The sequence below is a fragment of the Burkholderia sp. THE68 genome, assembly GCF_009938265.1.
Lineage (GTDB): Bacteria > Pseudomonadota > Gammaproteobacteria > Burkholderiales > Burkholderiaceae > Caballeronia.
Map to the genome: position 1 here is coordinate 108156 of NZ_AP022317.1, position 18847 is coordinate 127002.

The window sequence follows — 18847 nt, forward strand, 5'->3', positions numbered from 1 at the left end:
CGTGTTCTCCAGTTGAGATGATTGGGTCTAGAAGCATTAGTCTTCGAAACGGCGGTCGCGCCAGCGGATGGCTTCGCGCATGCCTTGCGCGCGCGCGACTTCCATGAACGCCTTTTTGTCGGGCGACACCGCCGTCTCGACGGCATGGTCGATATCGAGCGCGTGCTTGAGCGTCTCCTTCATGCCGCGCGCCTCGAAGCTGTGATTGATCGCCCGCTTGGTTTCGCGCATCAGGTTCGGGTCGATGACGCACATCGTGCGAGCAATCCGCAGCGCCTCGTTCAGGTGCTCGCCGTCGTCGACGACGCGATTGACGAACCCGAGTTCGGCGCCCTTCTCCGCCGCGATATGGTCGAGGCCGGTCAGAATGATTTCTTTGGCCTGCTTGGGATTGGTCATCCACGGCAGCAGCATGGTGACGATGCCCGCGCCGAACTTGAGCTCCGGCTCGCCGAAGATCGCCGAGCGCGCGGCCACGGTGATATCGCAGGCGAGCACGATTTCGAACGCGCCCGCGAGACAGGCGCCGTGGACTGCGGCGATGGTCGGCTTCGGGCAGTCCCAGAAGCGCATGGTCGTATCGAAGTCGCGGTCGAGGATTTCGCGCCACACAGCCGCGCCTTCCGGACGCGCTTCCATCTGTTCCTTCAGGTCGAAGCCCGACGAGAACGCCTTTCCCTCACCAGCGATGACGATGGCGCGAACGCCTTGATCGGCTTCCGCCCGGTCCATGACCGCGTTGATTTCCTGCAGCGACTTCTTTCCCAGCGCGTTCAGGCGCTCGGGCCGGTTCAGCGTGACGATCGCGATCGAGTCTTTGACTTCATACTTGAGCGTGGTGAATTCGGACATCGGGGGTCTCCGGTTCGGTGTCAGGAACGGCCAGCAAGCGGTGCGAGCGTGCCGCCCGAAATCATGTTGCGCAGCTCGCGCCGGTCCGCCTTGCCAGTCCGCCCGATCGGGAGCGCATCGGCGATATAGATGAAGTCCGGCATCTTGAAGCGGTCGAGCCTGCTCGAAAGAAACGCGCGCAGCGTGTCCGCTTCGATCGCGCAGCCACTGTTCGGGACGATCAGCGCGTGAATGCGCTCGCCAAGAATGTCATCGGGTGCGCCTACGACCATGCAATCGCAAACGGCCTCGTGTTGCTTCAGCGCGCGCTCGACCTCCATCGGCGTCACCTTGTTGCCGCCACGCGATATCAGCTCCTTCGAGCGGCCCATCAGACGTACCTGGCCATCCACGTCGAGTTGGGCGAGATCGCCTGATCTGAACCATCCGTCGGAGAATGCGGCTTGCGTGAGGCCGGGTTCATCGAGGTAGCCGCCCATCAGGAAGGGACTTCTGATCTGCAATTCGCCGATGACTCCCTGTTCGCACGGCGCGCCCAGTTCATCCACGACGCGGAACTGCACGTTGCTCGACGGCAAGCCCAAAGAATGAGGGTTGGCTGCCCGATCCGGAGGGAACTGGAAGAAGTCGCACGTCGACGTCTCGGTGAGACCGAAGATATTCACGAGATCGGTATCGGGAAAGAGCTGGGCGACCTGCGTCGCGAGTTGCTCGCTCAACTGCTCGCCGCCGGTCAGGATCTGGCGAAGCGTCGGGCATGCGGCAGTGAGGCCGTCGGCGTCCTGTGCGCGAACGGCGAGCATGGCGCGCAACATGGTCGGCACCACGCCGACGCGATGAATCCGCTCGTTGCGCAATTGTTCGAGCAGAAGCGCCGGAACGAACTTCTTCGGCAACACGATGGTTCCGCCTCCGATCAGCGTCAGCAGGCTCGACCAGATGCCGAAGCTGAACGTGATGTTGAGCAGTTGCAGCGTGCGTTCGTTCCTGCGGAAGTGGATCATCGCGTCGATGGCGCGCAGCTTGCCGCTGAAGGCGTCGTGGCCGATCACGACGCCCTTCGGAACGCCGGTCGACCCGGACGTGAAGATGATCATCGCGGCGCGATCGAGTTGGGCGCGCGCATCCGGCGGCGTCGCGCCTATCAGGGTGACGACATCGGAATCCGCCACATCGACCGCGAGCCGCGCCCGGCTCCTGCCCTGCACGCTGTCGATCACGCTTGCAGGCGATGTGCGATGCAGCGGCACCACCACGCCGCCCGCGAGCCACACACCGAGAAAACCGGCGAGATCCGCGGGATGACTGGAAACGAGCACGTGCACCGGTTCGTCGGGACGGCAATCGTGCGCGATGAGCGCGCGCTCGACATCCATTGCGCGTTCGAGCAACGCATCATATGTCAGCTTCGTTTCAGCCGCGTCGATCGCGACGGCCGCGCCATGCTTTCGGCATGCGGCCGCCAGAATGAAGCCAAGGTTATTCATGTCGTCCATGAGCTTTCAGTGAGGCCAAAGTGTGCGAAACGTTGAAAGAGCCGCTTACAGCAGAAGGAGCGTGCCGCCCATCACCGCCAGCATGACGAAGAAGATGATGACGGTGAAGCCCATCACGCGGCCCATGCCCACGCCGGCAATCGCGAGCAGCGGAATGACCCACATCGGCTGCACCATGTCGGCCACGCCTTCACCGAGCGCGACGGCAATCGCGACCGCGTGTTGCGAGACGCCGAGATGCTGCGCCGCGGGCACGACGAAAGGCGCCTGCACGATCCAGTGTCCGCCCGCGCTCGGCACGAACATGCTGATGAGCACCGACGAGACGAAGGTCCAGAACGGCAGCGTGTGCGTGGTGGAAAAGCTGATGAACCATTTCGCCATTTCGTCGGCGAGGCCCGTCACCGTCATGACGCCCATGATGCCGCCGTAGATAGGAAACTGGAGCAGCACCGGACCGGCGACGCGCGCGGCATTGTTGATCGCCGTGAGATAGGCGCGCGGCGTCCAGTGTGTCACCAGACCAAGGATCAGGAAGATCATGACTAGCATGTTCAGGTCCATCGTGAACTTGCCGGCCATGACTTTCATCACGATATAGCCCAGGCCCAGCGCAACGAGAATCAGGTTAAGTACCCATCCGTTGTCGAGCCACGTGGCGAAGGTCTTCACACGTTCGTCCGGCACATCGACGGTATCTTCCGCGATGAGTTTCGCCGGGTCCGCCGCGATGGTTTCGTTGTCGTGCGGCTTCATCATGCGGAACACGAGCGGAACCAGCACGGCGAGCACGACGACAGGAACGAAGTTCAACGGCGACAGCAGAAAGTCCCGCATCGGCAGCACCGAACCGGTCATCTTCTCGATGATGTTCAGCGGCGAGCCCTTCGTCGCGCTCAGCAAGGCGATGGAACTCGAAAGACCGCACGGGTAGAACGACCAGCCCGCGTAGGCGGCCGCGACGAGCCACGCGAAATCCACGCGCACCCGCTTGGCGATCTCGCGGGCGAACAACGCGGAGACGACCAGACCGACAGCCCAGTTGAGCAGGCCGCTGACCATCGAGACGAAAAAGGTGAGCGTCATCGCGCCCACGGCGGTCGTTGGATACGACGCGACCTTTCTGAGCAGCATCGACACAGGCTTCGAAGTCGACAACGCGTGTCCCGTGACGAGCGTCAATGCGACCAGAAACGCGAAGCTCGCGATCTTGAATACACCGTCATACCAGCTGGTCACGACCGTGCCGATATCGCCATGCGGCGCGAGGGCGACCGCAAGCGCGCACGTCAGCAACGTCAGCAATACAGCGATGACGAACGGGTCCGGCATCACCTTCTCGACGAGCACCACGCAAACGCGTGTGAATCCGCGTAACCCGTAGGATCGCACGGGTCTGTTCATTGACGTCGCTGCTCCTGCGTTCACCTTTTCCATTGCTCATGTCTCCGTTTGTCTGATGCGTTTCATATCGCTCAGTCTTGTGACGAGGCACTAGACGACCGGTCAGTTATGGACGTTATAGCCCCTAGTTGACTGGTCGTCTACAAAAACCTATAGTGGTTGCGGGAAAGTACCGACGCGGCTCGACAGGCAATCGACGCGACCTTTGAGGAGACTTCAAGTGAGCACTGGGCTGGGCGCAGATCGAACGGAAGTGCTGGCGGCGTCACGCGCCAATCGGGCGATAGCGGTGATCGCGCTCGCGCAGCTGTTCGGCACATCGCTGTGGTTCAGCGCGAACGCGGCCATGCATGACCTGCAGATGTCGTGGCACCTCACTGCGTCGGGAATGGGATGGCTCACGAACTCTGTGCAGGCCGGATTCATCGCCGGAACATTGATTTCGGCCTTCACGGGAATCGCGGACCGGCTGCCGACGAGCCGCGTCTTCGCCGCCTGCGGTTTGCTCGGCGCGGTGCTGAATGCGCTCTTCGCATTGTGCAGCGCGGGCTTCGCATCGGCGGTGGTGTTCCGCTTCGGTGTCGGCGTCGCGCTGGCCGGCATCTATCCTCTAGGCATGAAGCTGCTCGTGACGTGGGCGCCCGCGCGGGCCGCGCAGACGCTCGCATGGCTCGTCGCCATGCTGACGCTCGGTACGGCTTCGGTGCACGCGATACGCGGCGCGTTCGATGCCGTGCCGTGGCAGACCGTGGTGCTCACATCGTCGCTGCTGGCCATGATCGGCGCGGCGATGGTGCTCACGCTCGGCGAGGGACCGTACGCGCGCCGCACAAAATCGAACGCAGGCGTGAGCAACGCGCGCTCGGTGTTTCGTTCGCGCGAATTTCGCGCTGCGGCTTTCGGATACTTCGGTCACATGTGGGAGCTCTACGCCTTCTGGACACTCGTGCCGCTGCTCGTTGCTCACGCGTTGCAGGCGGACACGACGGCATCCACGCGCGACATTGCGCTGTGGTCCTTTGCGGTCATCGGTATCGGCGCGCTGGGCTGTGTCGCGGGTGGCGCTTTCAGCAAGCGATTCGGCAGTGCGCGCACGGCGTTCATCGCGCTCCTCATGTCGGGATCGATCTGCCTGCTGTATCCGTTTCTTGCCGACAGAACGGCCGGGTACGCGCAACTCGCGGTGCTGCTCTTCTGGGGCGTGAGCGTGGTCGCCGACTCGCCGCAGTTTTCCGCGCTGTCCGTGCGCGCCTGTCCGCCCGAACTGGTCGGCGGTGCGCTAACGATTCAGAATAGCCTCGGTTTCTTCATCTCGGCCTGTTCGATCTTTTCGGCCACGAGTGTGTATCACGCATTGGGCGCGTGGAGTTCGCTGCTCCTGCTTCCGGGCCCGCTGTTCGGCCTGATCGCAATGAGCCCGCTTTTGAAGAAACAGCCGCGCTGGTAGAAAGCGTCTCAATCATCCGAAGGACGTCACATCAATGGCAACGATTTCAAACAAGAAAGAAGGTGGTCGCCGCTCCGAGCTGATCCGGCTCGGTGTCGCGATCCTGACCGAGAAGGGTTTCCACAACTTCTCGCTCGATGAGCTCGTCGCGCTCGCGGGCGTGCCGAAAGGTTCGTTTCACTATTACTTCAACAACAAGGACGCATATTGCCTCGAAGTCATTCAGGCTTATCACGAGTACTTCGCGAAGAAGCTCGACATGCATCTGAAAGACGCGAGCCTCTCCCCGCTCGAACGCATCAAGGCGTTCACGGAAGATGCCGCGATCGGCATGCAGCGGCACAAGTTCAAGCGCGGTTGCCTCGTGGGCAATCTGAGCCAGGAACTGGCCGCACTGGACGAGACCTTCCGCAAGGCGCTCATGGACGTTCTGCAAGACTGGCGCCGACGGATCCGCGAATGTCTGGAGGAAGGCAAGGCAAGTGGCGAGATTCGCGCGGATGCGGACACCGCCGCGCTCTCGCGATACTTCTGGAATGCGTGGGAAGGCGCGGTGATGTGCTCGAAGCTCGAGAAGTCAAGAGAGCCGCTCGACGACGCGAGCGCTGCATTCCTCGCGCAACTGACACAGCAGCCCGCCAAACGATGAGCGCAGGACGGGTGGCTTGGTTGAGTAATCACACGAACAGCATCGAGGAGATGGTATGAGCGCAGACAACGGCTGGAGCAATACCCTCAACGGCATGCCCGCGGCGGGATCGAGCGCGGAGCGTCAGAAAACGATGAGCATGCGCGACATCGAACTGTTCACGGAAATCACGGGCGACCGCAATCCCCTGCACTACGACGAAGAACTCGCGAAACAGTCTCCTTTCGGCGGTTTGATCGTGCAGGGCGGCGTCACGTCCGGCATGCTCAACGCCATCGTCGCGGAAGCTTTGCCCGGGCCCGGCACCGTGTTTCTCGGCATGGAGCTCAAGTTCTCCAAGGGCGTGCTGGTGGGTGACACAGTGACCGGTCGCGTCGAAGTGAAGTCAGTGCGCGAGGACAAGCCTATCTGCAACGTCGAAGTTTCCGTCGTCAATCAGCGGGGCGAAGTCTGCCTCAGTGGAACTGCAACGACTTACACCATGCCGTTGAAGGTGCCGAGGTGATGTTTCGCACCGGACGAGATGTTTAGATGCCACGTCCAGGAATCGCGTTCCGGTTGATCCGGTGCCTGTCATGCGCGCTCAAATTCGTCATCGATTGCGTCAGATTCAGTGCTCCATCGATACGAGCGGCGCGACGAATTGCTGGAAGTGTGGCGACCAGATCGGAATTGACCGGTCGAGATTGAACATGCCGTGACCGTTGCTGCCAAAGGGCGGTTCGATGATCAGCTGCCCCTGACCGCCTGCTGCCCGAAAGGCCGCAAACCATGTCCTGACGACTTCAGGTGAAAAGTACTGGTCGTTCTGAACGTAATGCCAGAGAACGGGAACACGGGTCGTCGATGCAAAATGCGCGATGGTGTCGGCCATCTGCTGCGGATCGCACGGCATGCCCGGATGTTTCAGCGGGTCTCCTCCTCGACCACCCGAGAAGTTGACGACCGCGACCAATCCTTCCGGTGCATGGCTGGCGGCCGCCAGAGAAGCAAACCCGCCCGCCGATTGCCCCACCAGAACAACCCGGTTTCGATCCACTTGGGGCAAGTTCTGCGCGTACGTGACAGCTGCAAGCACGTCCTTCGCTGCCTCCGTGCCTGCATCCATGTAATCGGGATTCCGGCAAGAGCGGATCTCCTCCTCGTCGGTGCCTCCCGTCGCCCCATAGCCACGTCGGATCGGCACGATGACAGCAAAGCCAAGACTGACGAACGTCCGTATTTGTGGCAACTTGCGAAAGCGGCCGATCTTCGGCCGATCTCTCGGATCAGGCGGACTACCATGACTCAGGACGATCAGCGGAAAGGGGCCAGTGCCGTCGGGCATGTAGGTGGTAGCCACGATGTCGCGTACATGATCGCCAAGTATTCCGTGCTCTTTCAGCGGGATCTTGACGATGGTCTCGTGGACGTCGAGGGCAAGGGGCTCGACCTCATTGACGGTCGATGCACATCCGGCCACGAAGCCAATCAATATGATGAGTGTCGTGAAACGGCTCAGACGAGCGATCCAGTCACGCTTCACTTCTCACCTCGATCAAAGGAATGACGTCAGGGGAGCGTAACGCGAGGCCTGCTCAGACTGCAACCCGGTGTCGTATTGCGGACCCAGAGCGGACAGGCCGGCGAGACCTGCAAAAAACTAGCTGGAGCATTGTCGATTTCCGATCATCTGATTCGTCGTCAGTGAACCTCATTCAAAAAGGATCTCCCATGAAATACCTCGGCCTGGCCTACTTCACCCCCGAAAAATTCGCCGCGATGGCTCCGGACGACATCAAGGAACTGGTAAGCCAATGCCCGGCATTGGACGAGAAGATGCGCGCTACCGGCAAGGTTCTGATTTCCGCCTCGCTTGGCGATCTGGACAAATGGAAAACGCTTCGCACGCGCACTGGAGAGACGCGTGTCACCGATGGACCTTACACCGAGTCGAAGGAAGTCGTGGGTGGCCTGTTCATCATCGAGGCGGATAGCCCTGACGAGGCGTTGCGCATCGCGTCCATGCACCCGGCTGCCACACTGGGCGAAGAAGGCGGATGGGCCGTGGAGCTCATCCCCCTGGATTTCTATCTGGCCCGATGAGGATTTGGACGCCGTGCTCCAGAAGGCGTTGGCGTTCCTTTCACCACAGACAGCCGCGCCGCGTCGGGGGCATCGCGCCGACGTCCGCTGCGGGCCGGCATCTGCCTGAGAAGCTCGAATCTCCCGGGCCAGGAAAACATCCACGTCCATAACTACGCAGCGACGAGTCCGGTGTCGCGGATCAGATGAATGACCTGTGCGATCTTCTCGACCACAGAGGGCGCGAGGCCGATGGTCGGTTCGTCGAGGAGCAGCAAGCGCGGTGCGGCCATCAGCGCGCGCGCGACCGCCACCATCTGCTGCTGCCCGCCGCTCAGCGTGCCGGCGGGCGCGCCGAGCTTTGCAACGAGATCGGGAAAGTAGGCGAGACAGCGTTCCAGATCGGCGCTCACAGCACGTGCGTCGTTGCGGCAATACGCACCCAGTTCCAGGTTCTCGCGAACCGTCATGCTGCCGAAGAGACGTCTTCCTTCCGGCACCAGACATAGTCCCCGCCGCACCCGTATATCCGCCGACCCCGCGTCCATCCCCTCCCCGTTCAGCGTCATGCTGCCCGCCTGCGCCGTGATGAGTCCCGCCACGTATTTCATCAGCATCGACTTGCCCGCGCCGTTCGCGCCGATCAGCGTCACGATCTGTCCGCGGCGCACCTGAAAACTCGCGCCGCGCACGGCAGGCACCACGCCGTAGCTGATCGACACGCCGGACACGTCCAGCGCGATATCGTCCCTTCTGCTTTCAATGCTCATGGCCGGCTCCGAGATACGCTTCGATCACGCGCGGATCGCGGCGAATGTCCTGCGGCGTTCCCGTCGCCAGCATGCGCCCGTGATGCAGCACGACGATGCGGTCGCAGACCTGCATCACCGCTTTCATGTTGTGCTCGACGAGCAGCACCGAACTGCCGTACTCGTCGCGGATGCGCTCGAACACGTCGAGCGTCGCGGCGACTTCGGTCTGATTCAGACCGGTGAGCGGTTCATCGAGACACAGGATGCGCGGCCGCGCCGCGAATGCGATGGCAATGCTGACGAGCCGTTGCAGACCGTGCGGCAAAGTCCCGGCGATGTACACGCCGCCTTCGCCGCGCGAAGTTTCAAGCTGGCAAGCTGCCGTCAGTTGCACGGCCATCGTGTGCCGCATTCCACCGGCGATCAGAGGACCCCTGATGAAAAGCGCAAGCTCCGCGTCTGGCATACCGACGCCGCTGCATACCTGGCAAGGTTCCGACGGCGTCCGGTTAGCCGGCGATACGTGGGGCCATCCCGACGGTGAAGTCGCTGATGCAATTGCCGTCTATCGGCCATCGCAATCGCGGCGGCGCAACCTCGGCGGCCTGGCGAAAAACGTACGGCTTGACAACGATGGCCGCTATCGCTGGCACTGGGACCCGAATTTTCTCGCCCGGCCAATCGATCCTCACGCGCGGCACGCGCGTCTCGCCGACGCCGCGAGACGCCTGGCACTGCCGACGCTGCTCGTGCGGGGCGGTAGCTCGGATGTCGTCAGCGAAGCCGTGCGGGAGTTCATTGATCTCTGTCCCCACGCGGAGTACGTGAACATCGCGCAGGCGGGCCATATGGTGGCCGGGGACCGCAACGATCTGTTCGGCAACGCGGCCATCGATTTTCTCGCACGGCCGGGCGGCTCCGCGAAGTCCGCCGGATCGACGTAAGCGAGTTCAGATAGGAGGCGACTCGGGAGAGGCTGAAAAGTGGTGCTGGCGGATCTTCCAGTCATTCTGCTGCCGCACGATAAGGAGCGTCGTTCGCAGCCGGGAGCGCGACACGCGACTTCCGCCGAGCACGAACAAGAACTCACCAAAGCCTTGGGCCAGAAAACAGTCATCCGTGACAGGGATGAAATGCTGCTCTACGAGTTCCAGCGTAGCCGATTCGATCACGCCTTCATACGAAGCAAAATATTCGCGAATCGCGCGCGGGCCGACGGCATGTCCAGGCCGTCCGCCGAAGAACAGAGCGTCGTCCGTATAGACCGCCGTCAGCGCATCCACATCCCAGTTGCGCGCAGACAAATTCCACGAAGCCTGTACGACGGCGAGCGCGGACCGGGCCACATCGGTGCTCTTGTGCATGGAGTCGCCTCTTTATCAGTTCAGCGATTTTTCATCATCACGCTCGGCAAATGCGTGGGAACCGCGCAGCGTAATTTCCACGCGCCAGCACGTGCGGCCGAGTCGCTTCCTTTAGCATGATTTGCCCGCGCGTACGGGTCAATTCGTCCGACCATCCTGTTCCGTAGTCTGGAACTGTCAGGGCTATTCTTTGGTGATCGAAAGACTGGCACGAACGGCATGCCTAACGTTTCGTTCAGGCGCGCTTCGAGGTAGTATTAGAAATCTTGATACTGCCGTCTGACATGCTGTTTTCTTGAATTCGTCAACATAGACTGTTTCTCAAGGTGCTCATTCGAACCAGGCACCAGGAACGAGAGATAGGAGACGATTGTGAGCAAACAGGTATTACTCGAAGATCTACCGCTTCGCCCATTCCACGTGGGCGTCGCGTTCAGCGGAACGGGCGGCCAGTTCAGCGATGGCTTCGTGCTTGGCATCATCGGCATTGCCGTGAGCATGGCAGCGGGTCCGCTGCATCTCGATGCGCTGTGGATGGGACTGCTCGGCGCGGCATCGCTGGCCGGTCTGTTCTTCGGCAGCATGTTCGCGGGTCCCATCGCCGATAAATACGGCCGCCGGACGATTTTCGCATTCGACATGCTGCTCTTCGCAGTCGTTTCAGCCGCCCAGTACTTCGTCACGTCCCCTGCCCAACTGCTCGTTTTGCGCCTTGTTCTTGGCCTCATCCTCGGCGCCGATTACGTTGTCAGCAAGTCTCTGGTCACCGAGTACTCACCCCGACGCTATCGCGGACGCCTGCTCAGCGTGCTTGCGGCGGCCTGGGCAGCAGGCTATGTCGGCGCTTACCTCGCTGGCTTTGCGATGCGCGATATCGGCCCCGACGCCTGGCGCATCATGCTCGCGGCGAGCGGCATTCCCGCCCTGTTGATTCTTCCGTTCCGTCTCATGGTGCCCGAGTCCCCGATGTGGCTGATGAAGCGTGGTCGTGGCGACGAAGCACTGGCGATCGTCCATCGCAAGTTCGGTCCCGAAGTCATGCTGTCGACGCCGGGCGCTTCGCCTCAGCAACGTCGAGGCGCGTGGTCGGAGCTGTTCTCCCCGCGCTGGCGCAGGAACACGCTCGTCGGATGCGTCTTTTACACGTGCCAGGTCATTCCTTACTTTGCATTGGGAACCTTTGCGCCGAAGGTGCTCGAAGCGCTGCAGGTCAAAGACAAATTCGTCGGCGGCCTCGTCTACAACGTCCTGCTGTTCGCGGGCGCCATCATCGGCCTGCTGCTGATCGACAGGATCTCGCGCCGTACCTTTCTCATCGGCACCTTCTATCTTGCCGCGCTCGGTCTGGCCGTGCTCGCCTACGCCAGCTTCGGGCCCATCGGTACGATGCTCGCGTTCGGCGTGTTCGCCTGCATTCTCTCGGCTGCGGCTAATCTCGAGTTTGTCTATCCGCCCGAGCTGTTTCCCACTCATCTGCGAGCATCCGGCGTCGGCCTGGCTGTTGCATCGAGTCGCTTCGGTTCGGCCATCAGCACATTCCTGTTGCCGATAGCGGTTCAACATGTCGGCATTCACTCGGCTCTGGGCGTTTGCGTGGCGGTGCTGCTCTTCGGTGGCGTGTTTTGTCACGTGATGGCGCCCGAAACCGGCACCGAGAATCTCTCTGACGTTTCATCCAGCAACGCCGACGACGACCGGTCTCAGGATGCGCCGCGTCATGAAGCGACTGTCGCGGCCGTAGCAGCCAGTCATCCCAAGACGCGGATCTGACTTGCCATTGGGATGCCGGCGATCAGGCGCGTGTCGATAAGTCGATGCTCAATGCAAGGAAACGGGTCATGCCGCCGAACAAGCCGATCGATATGCACGCAGTACAGGTCTTCGTCGCCGTCGCGGAAGAAGGAAGCATGTCCGCGGCAGCAACCAGGATGGGCATCTCCCAATCAGGGGTATCGCAGATCATCCGACAGCTCGAAGACGAGTTGGGCGTCGTGCTGGTGAACCGTACGACCCGGCCGCTCGCGTTGACTCCATTCGGCATCGCGCTTCGCAACCGTGGCGCCGTGTTGAGCGAGGAAATTGCGAATCTGAAGGCGCAAGTGGTCGAAGCAGGACAAGGTATCAAACCAGATTTGCGTATCGGACTGGTCGACTCGTTCGCTTCCACCTGCGGGTCGATCTTTACCAAGAATCTTTTGAGCAAGGTGTCGCAGCTGTCGATACGTACAGGATTGAGTCCGCAGCAGGGCGAGGCGCTTCTGCGTCGGGATCTGGACCTGATCGTCACGAGCGACCCATTGATCGATGCGAATGACGTGGTCCGGTATCGGCTCTTCTCGGAGCGCTACTTCGTCGTAACGCCCAGGGTTCTGAGGAAGCCGGTCAGGACGCTGGAGGATTTGCGCGCCCTGGCGAACAGCTTGCCCATTGTGAGGTTCAACCGGACCTCTCAGGTGGGAATGCAGATCGAGCGGTACTTGCGGCGCATCGAGGTACGCGCTCCGAACCGGCTCGAACTCGACAACGCCGATGCGCTGACTTCGATGGTCGCGGAAGGAATCGGATGGGCGATTACATCTCCCATGTGTCTTCTCCAGGCCGTGACACATGCCGGACGGGTGACCACGCACGTCGTGGAGAAGATGGGGCTGGAGCGTTCGCTTTATCTGGTGGCGCGACGCGATGAATACAACGCATTCTTCGATGACGCGTGCGATACGGCACGCGATGTTATCGAATCGTCATTCTTGCCGAGGCTGAAAGCGCTCGGCGGAAACATAGAGACACTTATTACCGTTGGCGAAAGGATCAATCATGAATGAGCTTGGTTTGGGCGAGCAGCGAATCGAACGCGACTACGTTGGCGAAGTCAGTATTCCGGGCGACAAGCTCTATGGTGTCAACACCGTCCGTGGTGTCGAGAATCTCACGGTGTCGCCGATCGGCGTCGCTCACTACCCGGCGTTCCGGGACGGGTTCGCGCAAGTCAAGTGGGCCGCCGCTCTGGCCAACCTCGATAACGACGTGATCAGCAAAGCGCAATGTGAAGCGATCGTGCAGGCGTGCAAGGACGTCATTGCAGGACGCTGCGACGCGTCGCTCGTGGTCGACCTCATGGAAGGATCGGGGGGGACTTCGACCAACATGAACTTCAACGAAGTCATTGCAAACCGCGCCCAGCAGATCATGGGGCACGCGGCGGGAAGCTATGAGGTTGTTCACCCCAACGATCACGTGAACGCCTCCCAGTCGACGAACGACGCTTATCCCGCAGCGTTGAAGATCGCAACCCATGCGATGCTCGGACCGCTGATCGCGCAAGTCGCTCGACTCGCCGCTCTGTTCGATGGCAAGGCCGCCGAGTTCGCGGATGTTCTTCATCTCGGTCGCACTTGCCTGCAGGACGGCCAGCCTATGCGCCTGGGCCAGTTGTTCGGAGGCTATGCAGCGCTGACCGAGCGTCTGGCGGAAGAACTTGCCATGGTTCGCGACAAGCTCCGCACACTTCCGCTAGGCGGCACCGCTATTGGAACCGGCTTCGGTGCTCCGGCGGGTTATCGCGCCGCCGTCTACGTGCACCTTGGCAGCGTCACTGGCGTGAAGTATCAGGCGCCAAAAAACCCGTTCGATGCGATGCAGAACATGGACGTGTTTTCCCGCGTGTCGGCTGAACTGCGTACCACGGCGGTCTCGCTCGCAAAAATCGCGTCCGACCTGACGGTTCTGTCGTCCGGCCCCGTCGGCGGTTTGGGCGAACTGAAGCTGCCGGAGGCACAGGCCGGTTCATCGATCATGCCGGGCAAGGTGAATCCCGTACTTCCGATGGCCATGATTCAGTTGAGCTTCGCGGTCGTCGGAAACGACGTCGCCGTCGCGCAGGCCGTGCAGTATGGCGAACTGGAGATCAATCACTTCGAACCCGTGGTCGCGTCGCGCGTGTTCGACAGCATCGCCCTGCTTACGAATGGCATCCGCCGGTTCGCCGAGAAATGCGTGAAGGGCATTCAGGCGGACGTCGAACGCAACGAGAAGCATCTGATCGAGTCGATGGCTGTTGCAACCGCGCTGGTTCCGAAGATCGGATACGCCCGTGTGAGCAAGCTCGCACGTCAGTCCGTTGCGGAAGGCCGCTCTCTCGTGACCATTCTCGACGAGTCTGGATTGCTTTCGTCGGACGCCACGATGGCGGCGATTCGCAAGGCTTCCTATCCCGTGTTCGAAGCTTGAGCGGGCGAGCCACGCGGGTCACCCGAGCGAACGCGGGCGGCCCTACTGACAAGAGAATTGAACGACAGCATGCTTGGCAAAGACGAACTACTGAAACGCCTGGACGAATGGGAGATTCCGTTCTCCTGTGAGGAGCACGATCCGGTGCTGAACATGGCCGAATCGGGGAAGCTGACACTCTCGCTGAAAGGCGCGCGTTGCAAAAACCTGCTGCTTCAGGACAAGACAGGCCACTACTTCCTTGTCGTGACGAAGGCCGCGAAGGCACTCGACCTTGCTGGGATAGCGCAAACGCTCGGCAGCAAGCGGCTCTCCTTCGCTTCTTCCGACAAGCTTTTCGAGTTGATGGGAATCCGCGCGGGTTCCCTGAGTCCACTGGCGCTGGTCAACGACATAGCCAGACGTGTTCGTCTTATTCTCGACTCGGATCTGATCCGCGAGTCGACGTTTCTCTTCCACCCGCTTGAGAACAGTGCCAGCGTCGCCCTGTCCAAGCATGCGTTGGAAGCCTTCGTGGCCGGCATCGGTCATCGCATCGAATGGACGGAACTGGTTAGCCGGTCGAATGCATGAAGCTCGCGCTCGCGGACTCTCTGGCATCAACTCGTGTGCGCCGGCCGGTCGTCACAATACCTGCGAGCGTTTAGCGCTTGCGCGTCTGCCATGCAGCCCGCCTTGTTGCGCCATGACAGCGCCAAGGCCTCGCGCCTGCTCCGCGATGATCGCGCAAAACGCGTCGGTAAAAGAACTGCCCGGTCGCAGCGACGGGCGCAGCATTGCGATAGTGCGCGGCGGGATCAGTTCGAGCGGTACGAACGCGAGCCCGCTCACATCGATCGATGCCACCGTCAGACTCTCGACGATCGCACGGCCTCCAGTCAACTGCACCATGCGACATGCCAGCGCGGAACTGGACACGCGCGCATGAATCATCGCGCCGGTCTCGGCCGATGAGAGCAGCGCCTGCAATTCAGGAATACTTTCGAGCGCTCCCACGGTCGTCAGGGCAACGTCGTGAAGATCGGCTATTCGCACCATGCGCCGATTCGCAAGCGGATCATCGGAAGGCATTGCGCAGACGATTGTGGAATCGAGCAAGTGTTGCTCGATGACATTTCTCATCTCCCGGAACGGCGTGCAGATGCCCAGATCGACCTGCTGGCTCTCGACCAGATCCAGCATCTTCTCCGCGTTCTCGATGGCGACCTCCACGAAGACCTTGGGAAAGCGCGCCTGGAATGCCGCGATGGCTTCGGGCAGCAGACGTTCCGTGATCGCCGGATAGGCACAGATGCTCAGGCGCCCGAGCGTGCCAGTGCGCAATCCGTCGGCAAGTTCGTTCAGGGCGCGCAAGCTGGCATTGGTGCGCTCGGTTTGCTCGAATAGCAGGATTGCCTCGGCCGTAGGCAGCAACCGGCCCTTCTCGCGCTTGAAGAGCCTCACGCCCAGGCTTTCTTCCAGCGCCTTGAGCTGCTTGGTCACGGCGGGCTGCGAGATATGCATGTTCTGCGCGGCCGCGGTAAGCGTCCTGCATCGGACGACCTCGTAGAGCAACTGGACCTGATGGTAGTTGAGCGTCTGCCTGGCCATGTTGTCTCCGGAATGCGCGCAATCCAAAAGCATAACCCACGGTTATGGACTCGCGTTCAAAGATGTATTGGCGCACAAACGGATTTTTCGCTGAAATTGTAAGCACACACGGATGACACGGGCTCACCAGGAGCCGCGGAGACGACAATGCAAACGACAGCGATCGCGGGGGCCGAAAAGCCCACGAAATTCAGATGGTTCATGGTATTCCTCGCGTTTCTCGCGATCGTCACCAATTACATGGATCGCGCGAATCTTGCAGTCGCCCTGCCGTACATGAACACGGAACTGCATCTGTCGTCGGGAGAGTCGGGGCTGATTCTCGGCGCGTTCTTCTGGACCTACGCGGCGTTTCAGATTCCGGCCGGCATGCTGGTCGACCGGCTGGGCGCAAAGGCTGTGTTCGCCGCCGCGGTCGTGTGGTGGTCGGTGTTCACCATGGCGACGGGTCTCGCGCGCGGCGCGGCCTCACTGCTCGGCCTGCGGTTCCTGCTCGGCGTGGGCGAAGCCGGGGCCTTCCCGGCCGCCACGAAGTTCGTCGAACGCTGGTTTCCGCCGACCGAGCGCGGCCTCGCCTCCGGCATCTACGACTGCGGCGCGCGCGGCGGCACCCTCATCGCGCTGCCTATCTGCACTGCGATCATCACGGCCTACGGCTGGAAGGCGTCGTTCATCTTCACGGGCGCGGTCGGACTCGTGTGGGTCGTCGTGTGGCTCTTCGTGGCCAGCGAATTTCCGTCGCAAAGCCGCTTCGTCAACGAAGCCGAAGCAAAGCACATCGAAGAAGGCGCGCCCGCCACCAAGAAGCCCGCCGCGCGCATCAAGTGGGGCCGGCTCTTTACGTCCCGCGTCGTCTGGGCAATGTCGCTGGGCTTCGCCTGCCAGGGCTACGTGATCTACTTTTTCATCACCTGGTATCCCACCTATCTCGTCAAGGAGCGCGGCTTCACCCTGCTCCAGCTCGGTATCTACGGCATCCTGCCGGGCCTCGCCGGACTCGTCGGCTCGTGGTTCGGCGGCTGGATCTCGGATCGCATCGCCGCGAGCCACTACGGCCTGAACTTCGCGCGCAAGTCCTGCATCGTCGTGGGCATGGCGTTGAGCGCGACGATCGGTCTCGCCGGAATCGTCACGCAGGCCTGGCTCGCGCTGCTGCTTCTGTCGATCGCGTTCTTCGGCGTCTCCGTCGCCACGTCGAGCATTCTCGCGCTGCCCGCCGACGTCTCCACACGCGGCGAGCGCTCGGTGGCCGGCACGGTCGCGGGTTTCCAGAACTGCGTCGCGAATCTCGCTGGCATCGCGAGTCCTGCCGTCATCGGTTTCCTGAAGGACGCGACGGGGTCGTTCACGCCGGGTCTCGTGTCGGCATCGATCGTCGCGATCATCGGGTGCCTCATCTATATCTTCGCGCTCGGGCCGATTCGCTCCGGCGTGCTGGACCACGTCATCGCCGACTGACGCACGGTTCGCGCATTCGTCTTTCTCATCGAGGTTTCCATGCTTTGCGATTCACCGAAAACGCCGTTTCTCGCCTTTCCCGCCGAGCCGGATTTGAGCAAGGTCGACGCGACCTTCGCCGTGCTCGGCGCGCCCTACGGTATTCCCTACGGTCCATCCCTGCTTCATTGCGATGTCTCGAACGCGCCCGACAAGATCCGCGAACGCAGCTTTCGTTACGGTCGGCAAACCGGCCACTTCGATTTCGATCTGCAAGGCACGCTGTTCGGCGACTCGGGCGCGACGGGCGTCGACTGCGGTAACGTGCCCGGCACGCTCGACGTCGCGCGCAACGCGGCGGCGGTGACATCGGCGGTCGCTGCGCTGCTGGCGCGCGGCGCGATCCCGCTCGTGCTCGGCGGTGACGATTCGATTCCGCCACTCTGCGTGCGCGCCTATGAATCGCGCGGCCCGCTCAATGTGCTGCAGTTCGATGCACACCTCGATTTCCGCGACGAAGTGAACGGCGAGCGCCACGGCTATTCGAGCCCGATCCGGCGCATCCGCGAAATGCCGTTCGTCAAACGCATCGTGCAAGTCGGCTTGCGCGGCAGCGGCAGCGCACGCGCAAGCGATGTCGAGGACGCGCTGCGCTCGGGCAACGTGCTGGTGCCGGCGGAGGTCGTGCACGACGAGGGCATCGGTGCCGTCACGAAGCATCTGGTCAACGATGCGCCGTGGTTCGTGACCTTCGATGTCGACGGACTCGATCCGGCGATCGCGCCAGGCGTGATCGCGCCCTTGCCCGGCGGGCTGAGCTTTCATGAGGCGCGCGGCATTCTCAGGTATGTCTGCATGAAGGCGCAGTTCGCGGGCATCGATTTCGTCGAGCATCATCCCGCGCTCGACGTGCGGGACATGACCGCGCTGACAATCGTGCGTCTCCTGACCAACGTGATCGGTCAGCACGCGCGCCGCATGGCTTCATGAATATGACGCGGCGGCACCTTGCCGACGTCCCGACCACACGATGGAAAAACGGCAAGGGCACGACACGCGAGTTGCTCAGAGTCCCCGCGCAAAATGATCGCGATGACTTCGTGCTGCGCGTGAGCGTCGCCGATGTGAATGCCGATGATGCGTTCTCGGTTTATCCCGGTATCGATAGAATCGTAGCGATCCTGCGGGGTTCGGGCATGGACCTGATCGATCAATCGGACGGCGCTGTCTGGCAGACGGTCGCCGGCCGATTCTTGTCGCTCGCGTTCGAGGGAGAACGACAACTACGCGGCCGCTTGCTCGACGGACCTGTTCTGGATTTCAATGTCATGGTCCGCCGCGACGCCGGCGTCGCGGAGTTGAGGATCGTCGATGGTCCCCGCACCGTGCCGGTTTCGACGTGCCGCTTGCTCTTCGTGGCGCAGGGATCCGCATGCGTCGTGTTTGATGACGGAAGTACGCTTGTACTCGACGAGTCGCATTTCATCGATCCGACTGGCGCGGCGTCTATCGCAACGACGAGCGACTCGGTAGCGTTTCTCGTCGATTTCTCTCCGCTCGATTGA

General features: G+C 61.7%; 19 protein-coding genes and 1 pseudogene. 12 read left to right on the top strand and 8 right to left on the bottom strand.

The features are described 5' to 3' along the window. Nucleotides 1-36 precede the first annotated feature (36 nt). Genes BTHE68_RS21765 through BTHE68_RS21775 form a run of 3 tightly spaced genes read right to left on the bottom strand, consistent with a single transcriptional unit; the run spans nt 37 to nt 3752 of the window. Nucleotides 37-852, bottom strand: a complete 816-nt coding sequence (locus BTHE68_RS21765) for an enoyl-CoA hydratase/isomerase family protein (RefSeq protein ID WP_162068402.1) — start codon at nt 850-852, stop codon at nt 37-39. Between the two features lie 20 nt (nt 853-872). Then, nucleotides 873-2348 carry a class I adenylate-forming enzyme family protein gene (locus tag BTHE68_RS21770; RefSeq protein WP_162068403.1) on the bottom strand — a complete coding sequence of 492 codons (1476 nt, stop codon included), beginning with the start codon at nt 2346-2348 and terminating at the stop codon, nt 873-875. Nucleotides 2349-2393: 45 nt separating this feature from the next. Beyond that, a complete protein-coding gene (locus tag BTHE68_RS21775) occupies nt 2394-3752 on the bottom strand; it encodes a TIGR00366 family protein (RefSeq protein ID WP_162068404.1) in 1359 nt (452 codons plus the stop codon). A gap of 220 nt (nt 3753-3972) precedes the next feature. Between BTHE68_RS21775 and BTHE68_RS21780 the strand changes: the two genes are divergently transcribed. The 3 genes from BTHE68_RS21780 to BTHE68_RS21790 are packed head-to-tail and all read left to right on the top strand — an operon-like array spanning nt 3973 to nt 6353. Further along, nucleotides 3973-5199: an MFS transporter gene (locus BTHE68_RS21780; RefSeq protein ID WP_162068405.1), complete on the top strand. Its 1227-nt coding sequence runs from the start codon at nt 3973-3975 to the stop codon at nt 5197-5199. 34 nt (nt 5200-5233) lie between these two features. Continuing rightward, a complete protein-coding gene (locus BTHE68_RS21785; protein WP_197919726.1) occupies nt 5234-5848 on the top strand; it encodes a TetR/AcrR family transcriptional regulator in 615 nt (204 codons plus the stop codon). Between the two features lie 55 nt (nt 5849-5903). Beyond that, on the top strand, nt 5904-6353 hold the full coding sequence (locus BTHE68_RS21790) for a MaoC family dehydratase (RefSeq protein WP_162068406.1): 450 nt from the start codon (nt 5904-5906) through the stop codon (nt 6351-6353). Between the two features lie 105 nt (nt 6354-6458). On the opposite strand, the gene BTHE68_RS21795 is transcribed toward BTHE68_RS21790, so the two are convergent. Continuing rightward, on the bottom strand, nt 6459-7373 hold the full coding sequence (locus BTHE68_RS21795; RefSeq protein WP_162068407.1) for a dienelactone hydrolase family protein: 915 nt from the start codon (nt 7371-7373) through the stop codon (nt 6459-6461). A 188-nt stretch (nt 7374-7561) separates the two neighbouring features. On the opposite strand from BTHE68_RS21795, the gene BTHE68_RS21800 reads away from it, so the two are divergent. Continuing rightward, nucleotides 7562-7933: a YciI family protein gene (locus BTHE68_RS21800; protein WP_162068408.1), complete on the top strand. Its 372-nt coding sequence runs from the start codon at nt 7562-7564 to the stop codon at nt 7931-7933. Nucleotides 7934-8085: 152 nt separating this feature from the next. Here BTHE68_RS21800 and BTHE68_RS21805 read toward each other — a convergent pair whose 3' ends face one another. Together BTHE68_RS21805 and BTHE68_RS21810 are read right to left on the bottom strand one after the other, a co-directional pair. Next, complete coding sequence (locus tag BTHE68_RS21805; RefSeq protein WP_174258101.1) at nt 8086-8682, bottom strand: ABC transporter ATP-binding protein; 597 nt, start codon at nt 8680-8682, stop codon at nt 8086-8088. Beyond that, nucleotides 8672-9001: pseudogene (locus BTHE68_RS21810) on the bottom strand (ABC transporter ATP-binding protein C-terminal domain-containing protein); the annotation flags it as partial. The gene BTHE68_RS21805 and the pseudogene BTHE68_RS21810, both read right to left, overlap by 11 nt. Nucleotides 9002-9101: 100 nt before the next feature. On the opposite strand from BTHE68_RS21810, the gene BTHE68_RS21815 reads away from it, so the two are divergent. Next, nucleotides 9102-9608, top strand: coding sequence for an alpha/beta fold hydrolase (locus BTHE68_RS21815; protein ID WP_162068409.1), 507 nt, complete (start codon nt 9102-9104; stop codon nt 9606-9608). A 6-nt stretch (nt 9609-9614) separates the two neighbouring features. On the opposite strand, the gene BTHE68_RS21820 is transcribed toward BTHE68_RS21815, so the two are convergent. Beyond that, nucleotides 9615-10028, bottom strand: a complete 414-nt coding sequence (locus tag BTHE68_RS21820; protein WP_162068410.1) for a YybH family protein — start codon at nt 10026-10028, stop codon at nt 9615-9617. 372 nt (nt 10029-10400) lie between these two features. On the opposite strand from BTHE68_RS21820, the gene BTHE68_RS21825 reads away from it, so the two are divergent. The 4 genes from BTHE68_RS21825 to BTHE68_RS21840 all read left to right on the top strand — a co-directional run bounded on the left by BTHE68_RS21825 (nt 10401) and on the right by BTHE68_RS21840 (nt 14828). Next, nucleotides 10401-11798 carry an MFS transporter gene (locus BTHE68_RS21825; RefSeq protein ID WP_162068411.1) on the top strand — a complete coding sequence of 466 codons (1398 nt, stop codon included), beginning with the start codon at nt 10401-10403 and terminating at the stop codon, nt 11796-11798. A gap of 68 nt (nt 11799-11866) precedes the next feature. Beyond that, nucleotides 11867-12850 carry a LysR family transcriptional regulator gene (locus BTHE68_RS21830; protein ID WP_162068412.1) on the top strand — a complete coding sequence of 328 codons (984 nt, stop codon included), beginning with the start codon at nt 11867-11869 and terminating at the stop codon, nt 12848-12850. Then, on the top strand, nt 12843-14255 hold the full coding sequence (locus tag BTHE68_RS21835; protein WP_162068413.1) for an aspartate ammonia-lyase: 1413 nt from the start codon (nt 12843-12845) through the stop codon (nt 14253-14255). The genes BTHE68_RS21830 and BTHE68_RS21835 overlap by 8 nt, the downstream gene beginning before the upstream one ends. Nucleotides 14256-14312: 57 nt before the next feature. After that, entirely contained in the window at nt 14313-14828 is a 516-nt protein-coding gene (locus tag BTHE68_RS21840; RefSeq protein WP_162068414.1) for a prolyl-tRNA synthetase associated domain-containing protein, read from the top strand. A 51-nt stretch (nt 14829-14879) separates the two neighbouring features. Here the strand turns inward: BTHE68_RS21840 and BTHE68_RS21845 are convergent, their stop codons facing one another. Continuing rightward, complete coding sequence (locus BTHE68_RS21845; protein ID WP_162068415.1) at nt 14880-15845, bottom strand: LysR family transcriptional regulator; 966 nt, start codon at nt 15843-15845, stop codon at nt 14880-14882. Nucleotides 15846-15992: 147 nt separating this feature from the next. On the opposite strand from BTHE68_RS21845, the gene BTHE68_RS21850 reads away from it, so the two are divergent. From BTHE68_RS21850 to BTHE68_RS21860, 3 genes are read left to right on the top strand one after another with little or no spacing between them, the layout of a single operon-like run. Beyond that, complete coding sequence (locus BTHE68_RS21850; RefSeq protein ID WP_162068416.1) at nt 15993-17303, top strand: MFS transporter; 1311 nt, start codon at nt 15993-15995, stop codon at nt 17301-17303. A 39-nt stretch (nt 17304-17342) separates the two neighbouring features. After that, entirely contained in the window at nt 17343-18272 is a 930-nt protein-coding gene (locus BTHE68_RS21855) for an arginase family protein (protein ID WP_162068417.1), read from the top strand. A gap of 2 nt (nt 18273-18274) precedes the next feature. Continuing rightward, nucleotides 18275-18847 (top strand): HutD/Ves family protein, encoded by a 573-nt coding sequence (locus tag BTHE68_RS21860; protein ID WP_232078101.1) that lies wholly within the window; start codon nt 18275-18277, stop codon nt 18845-18847.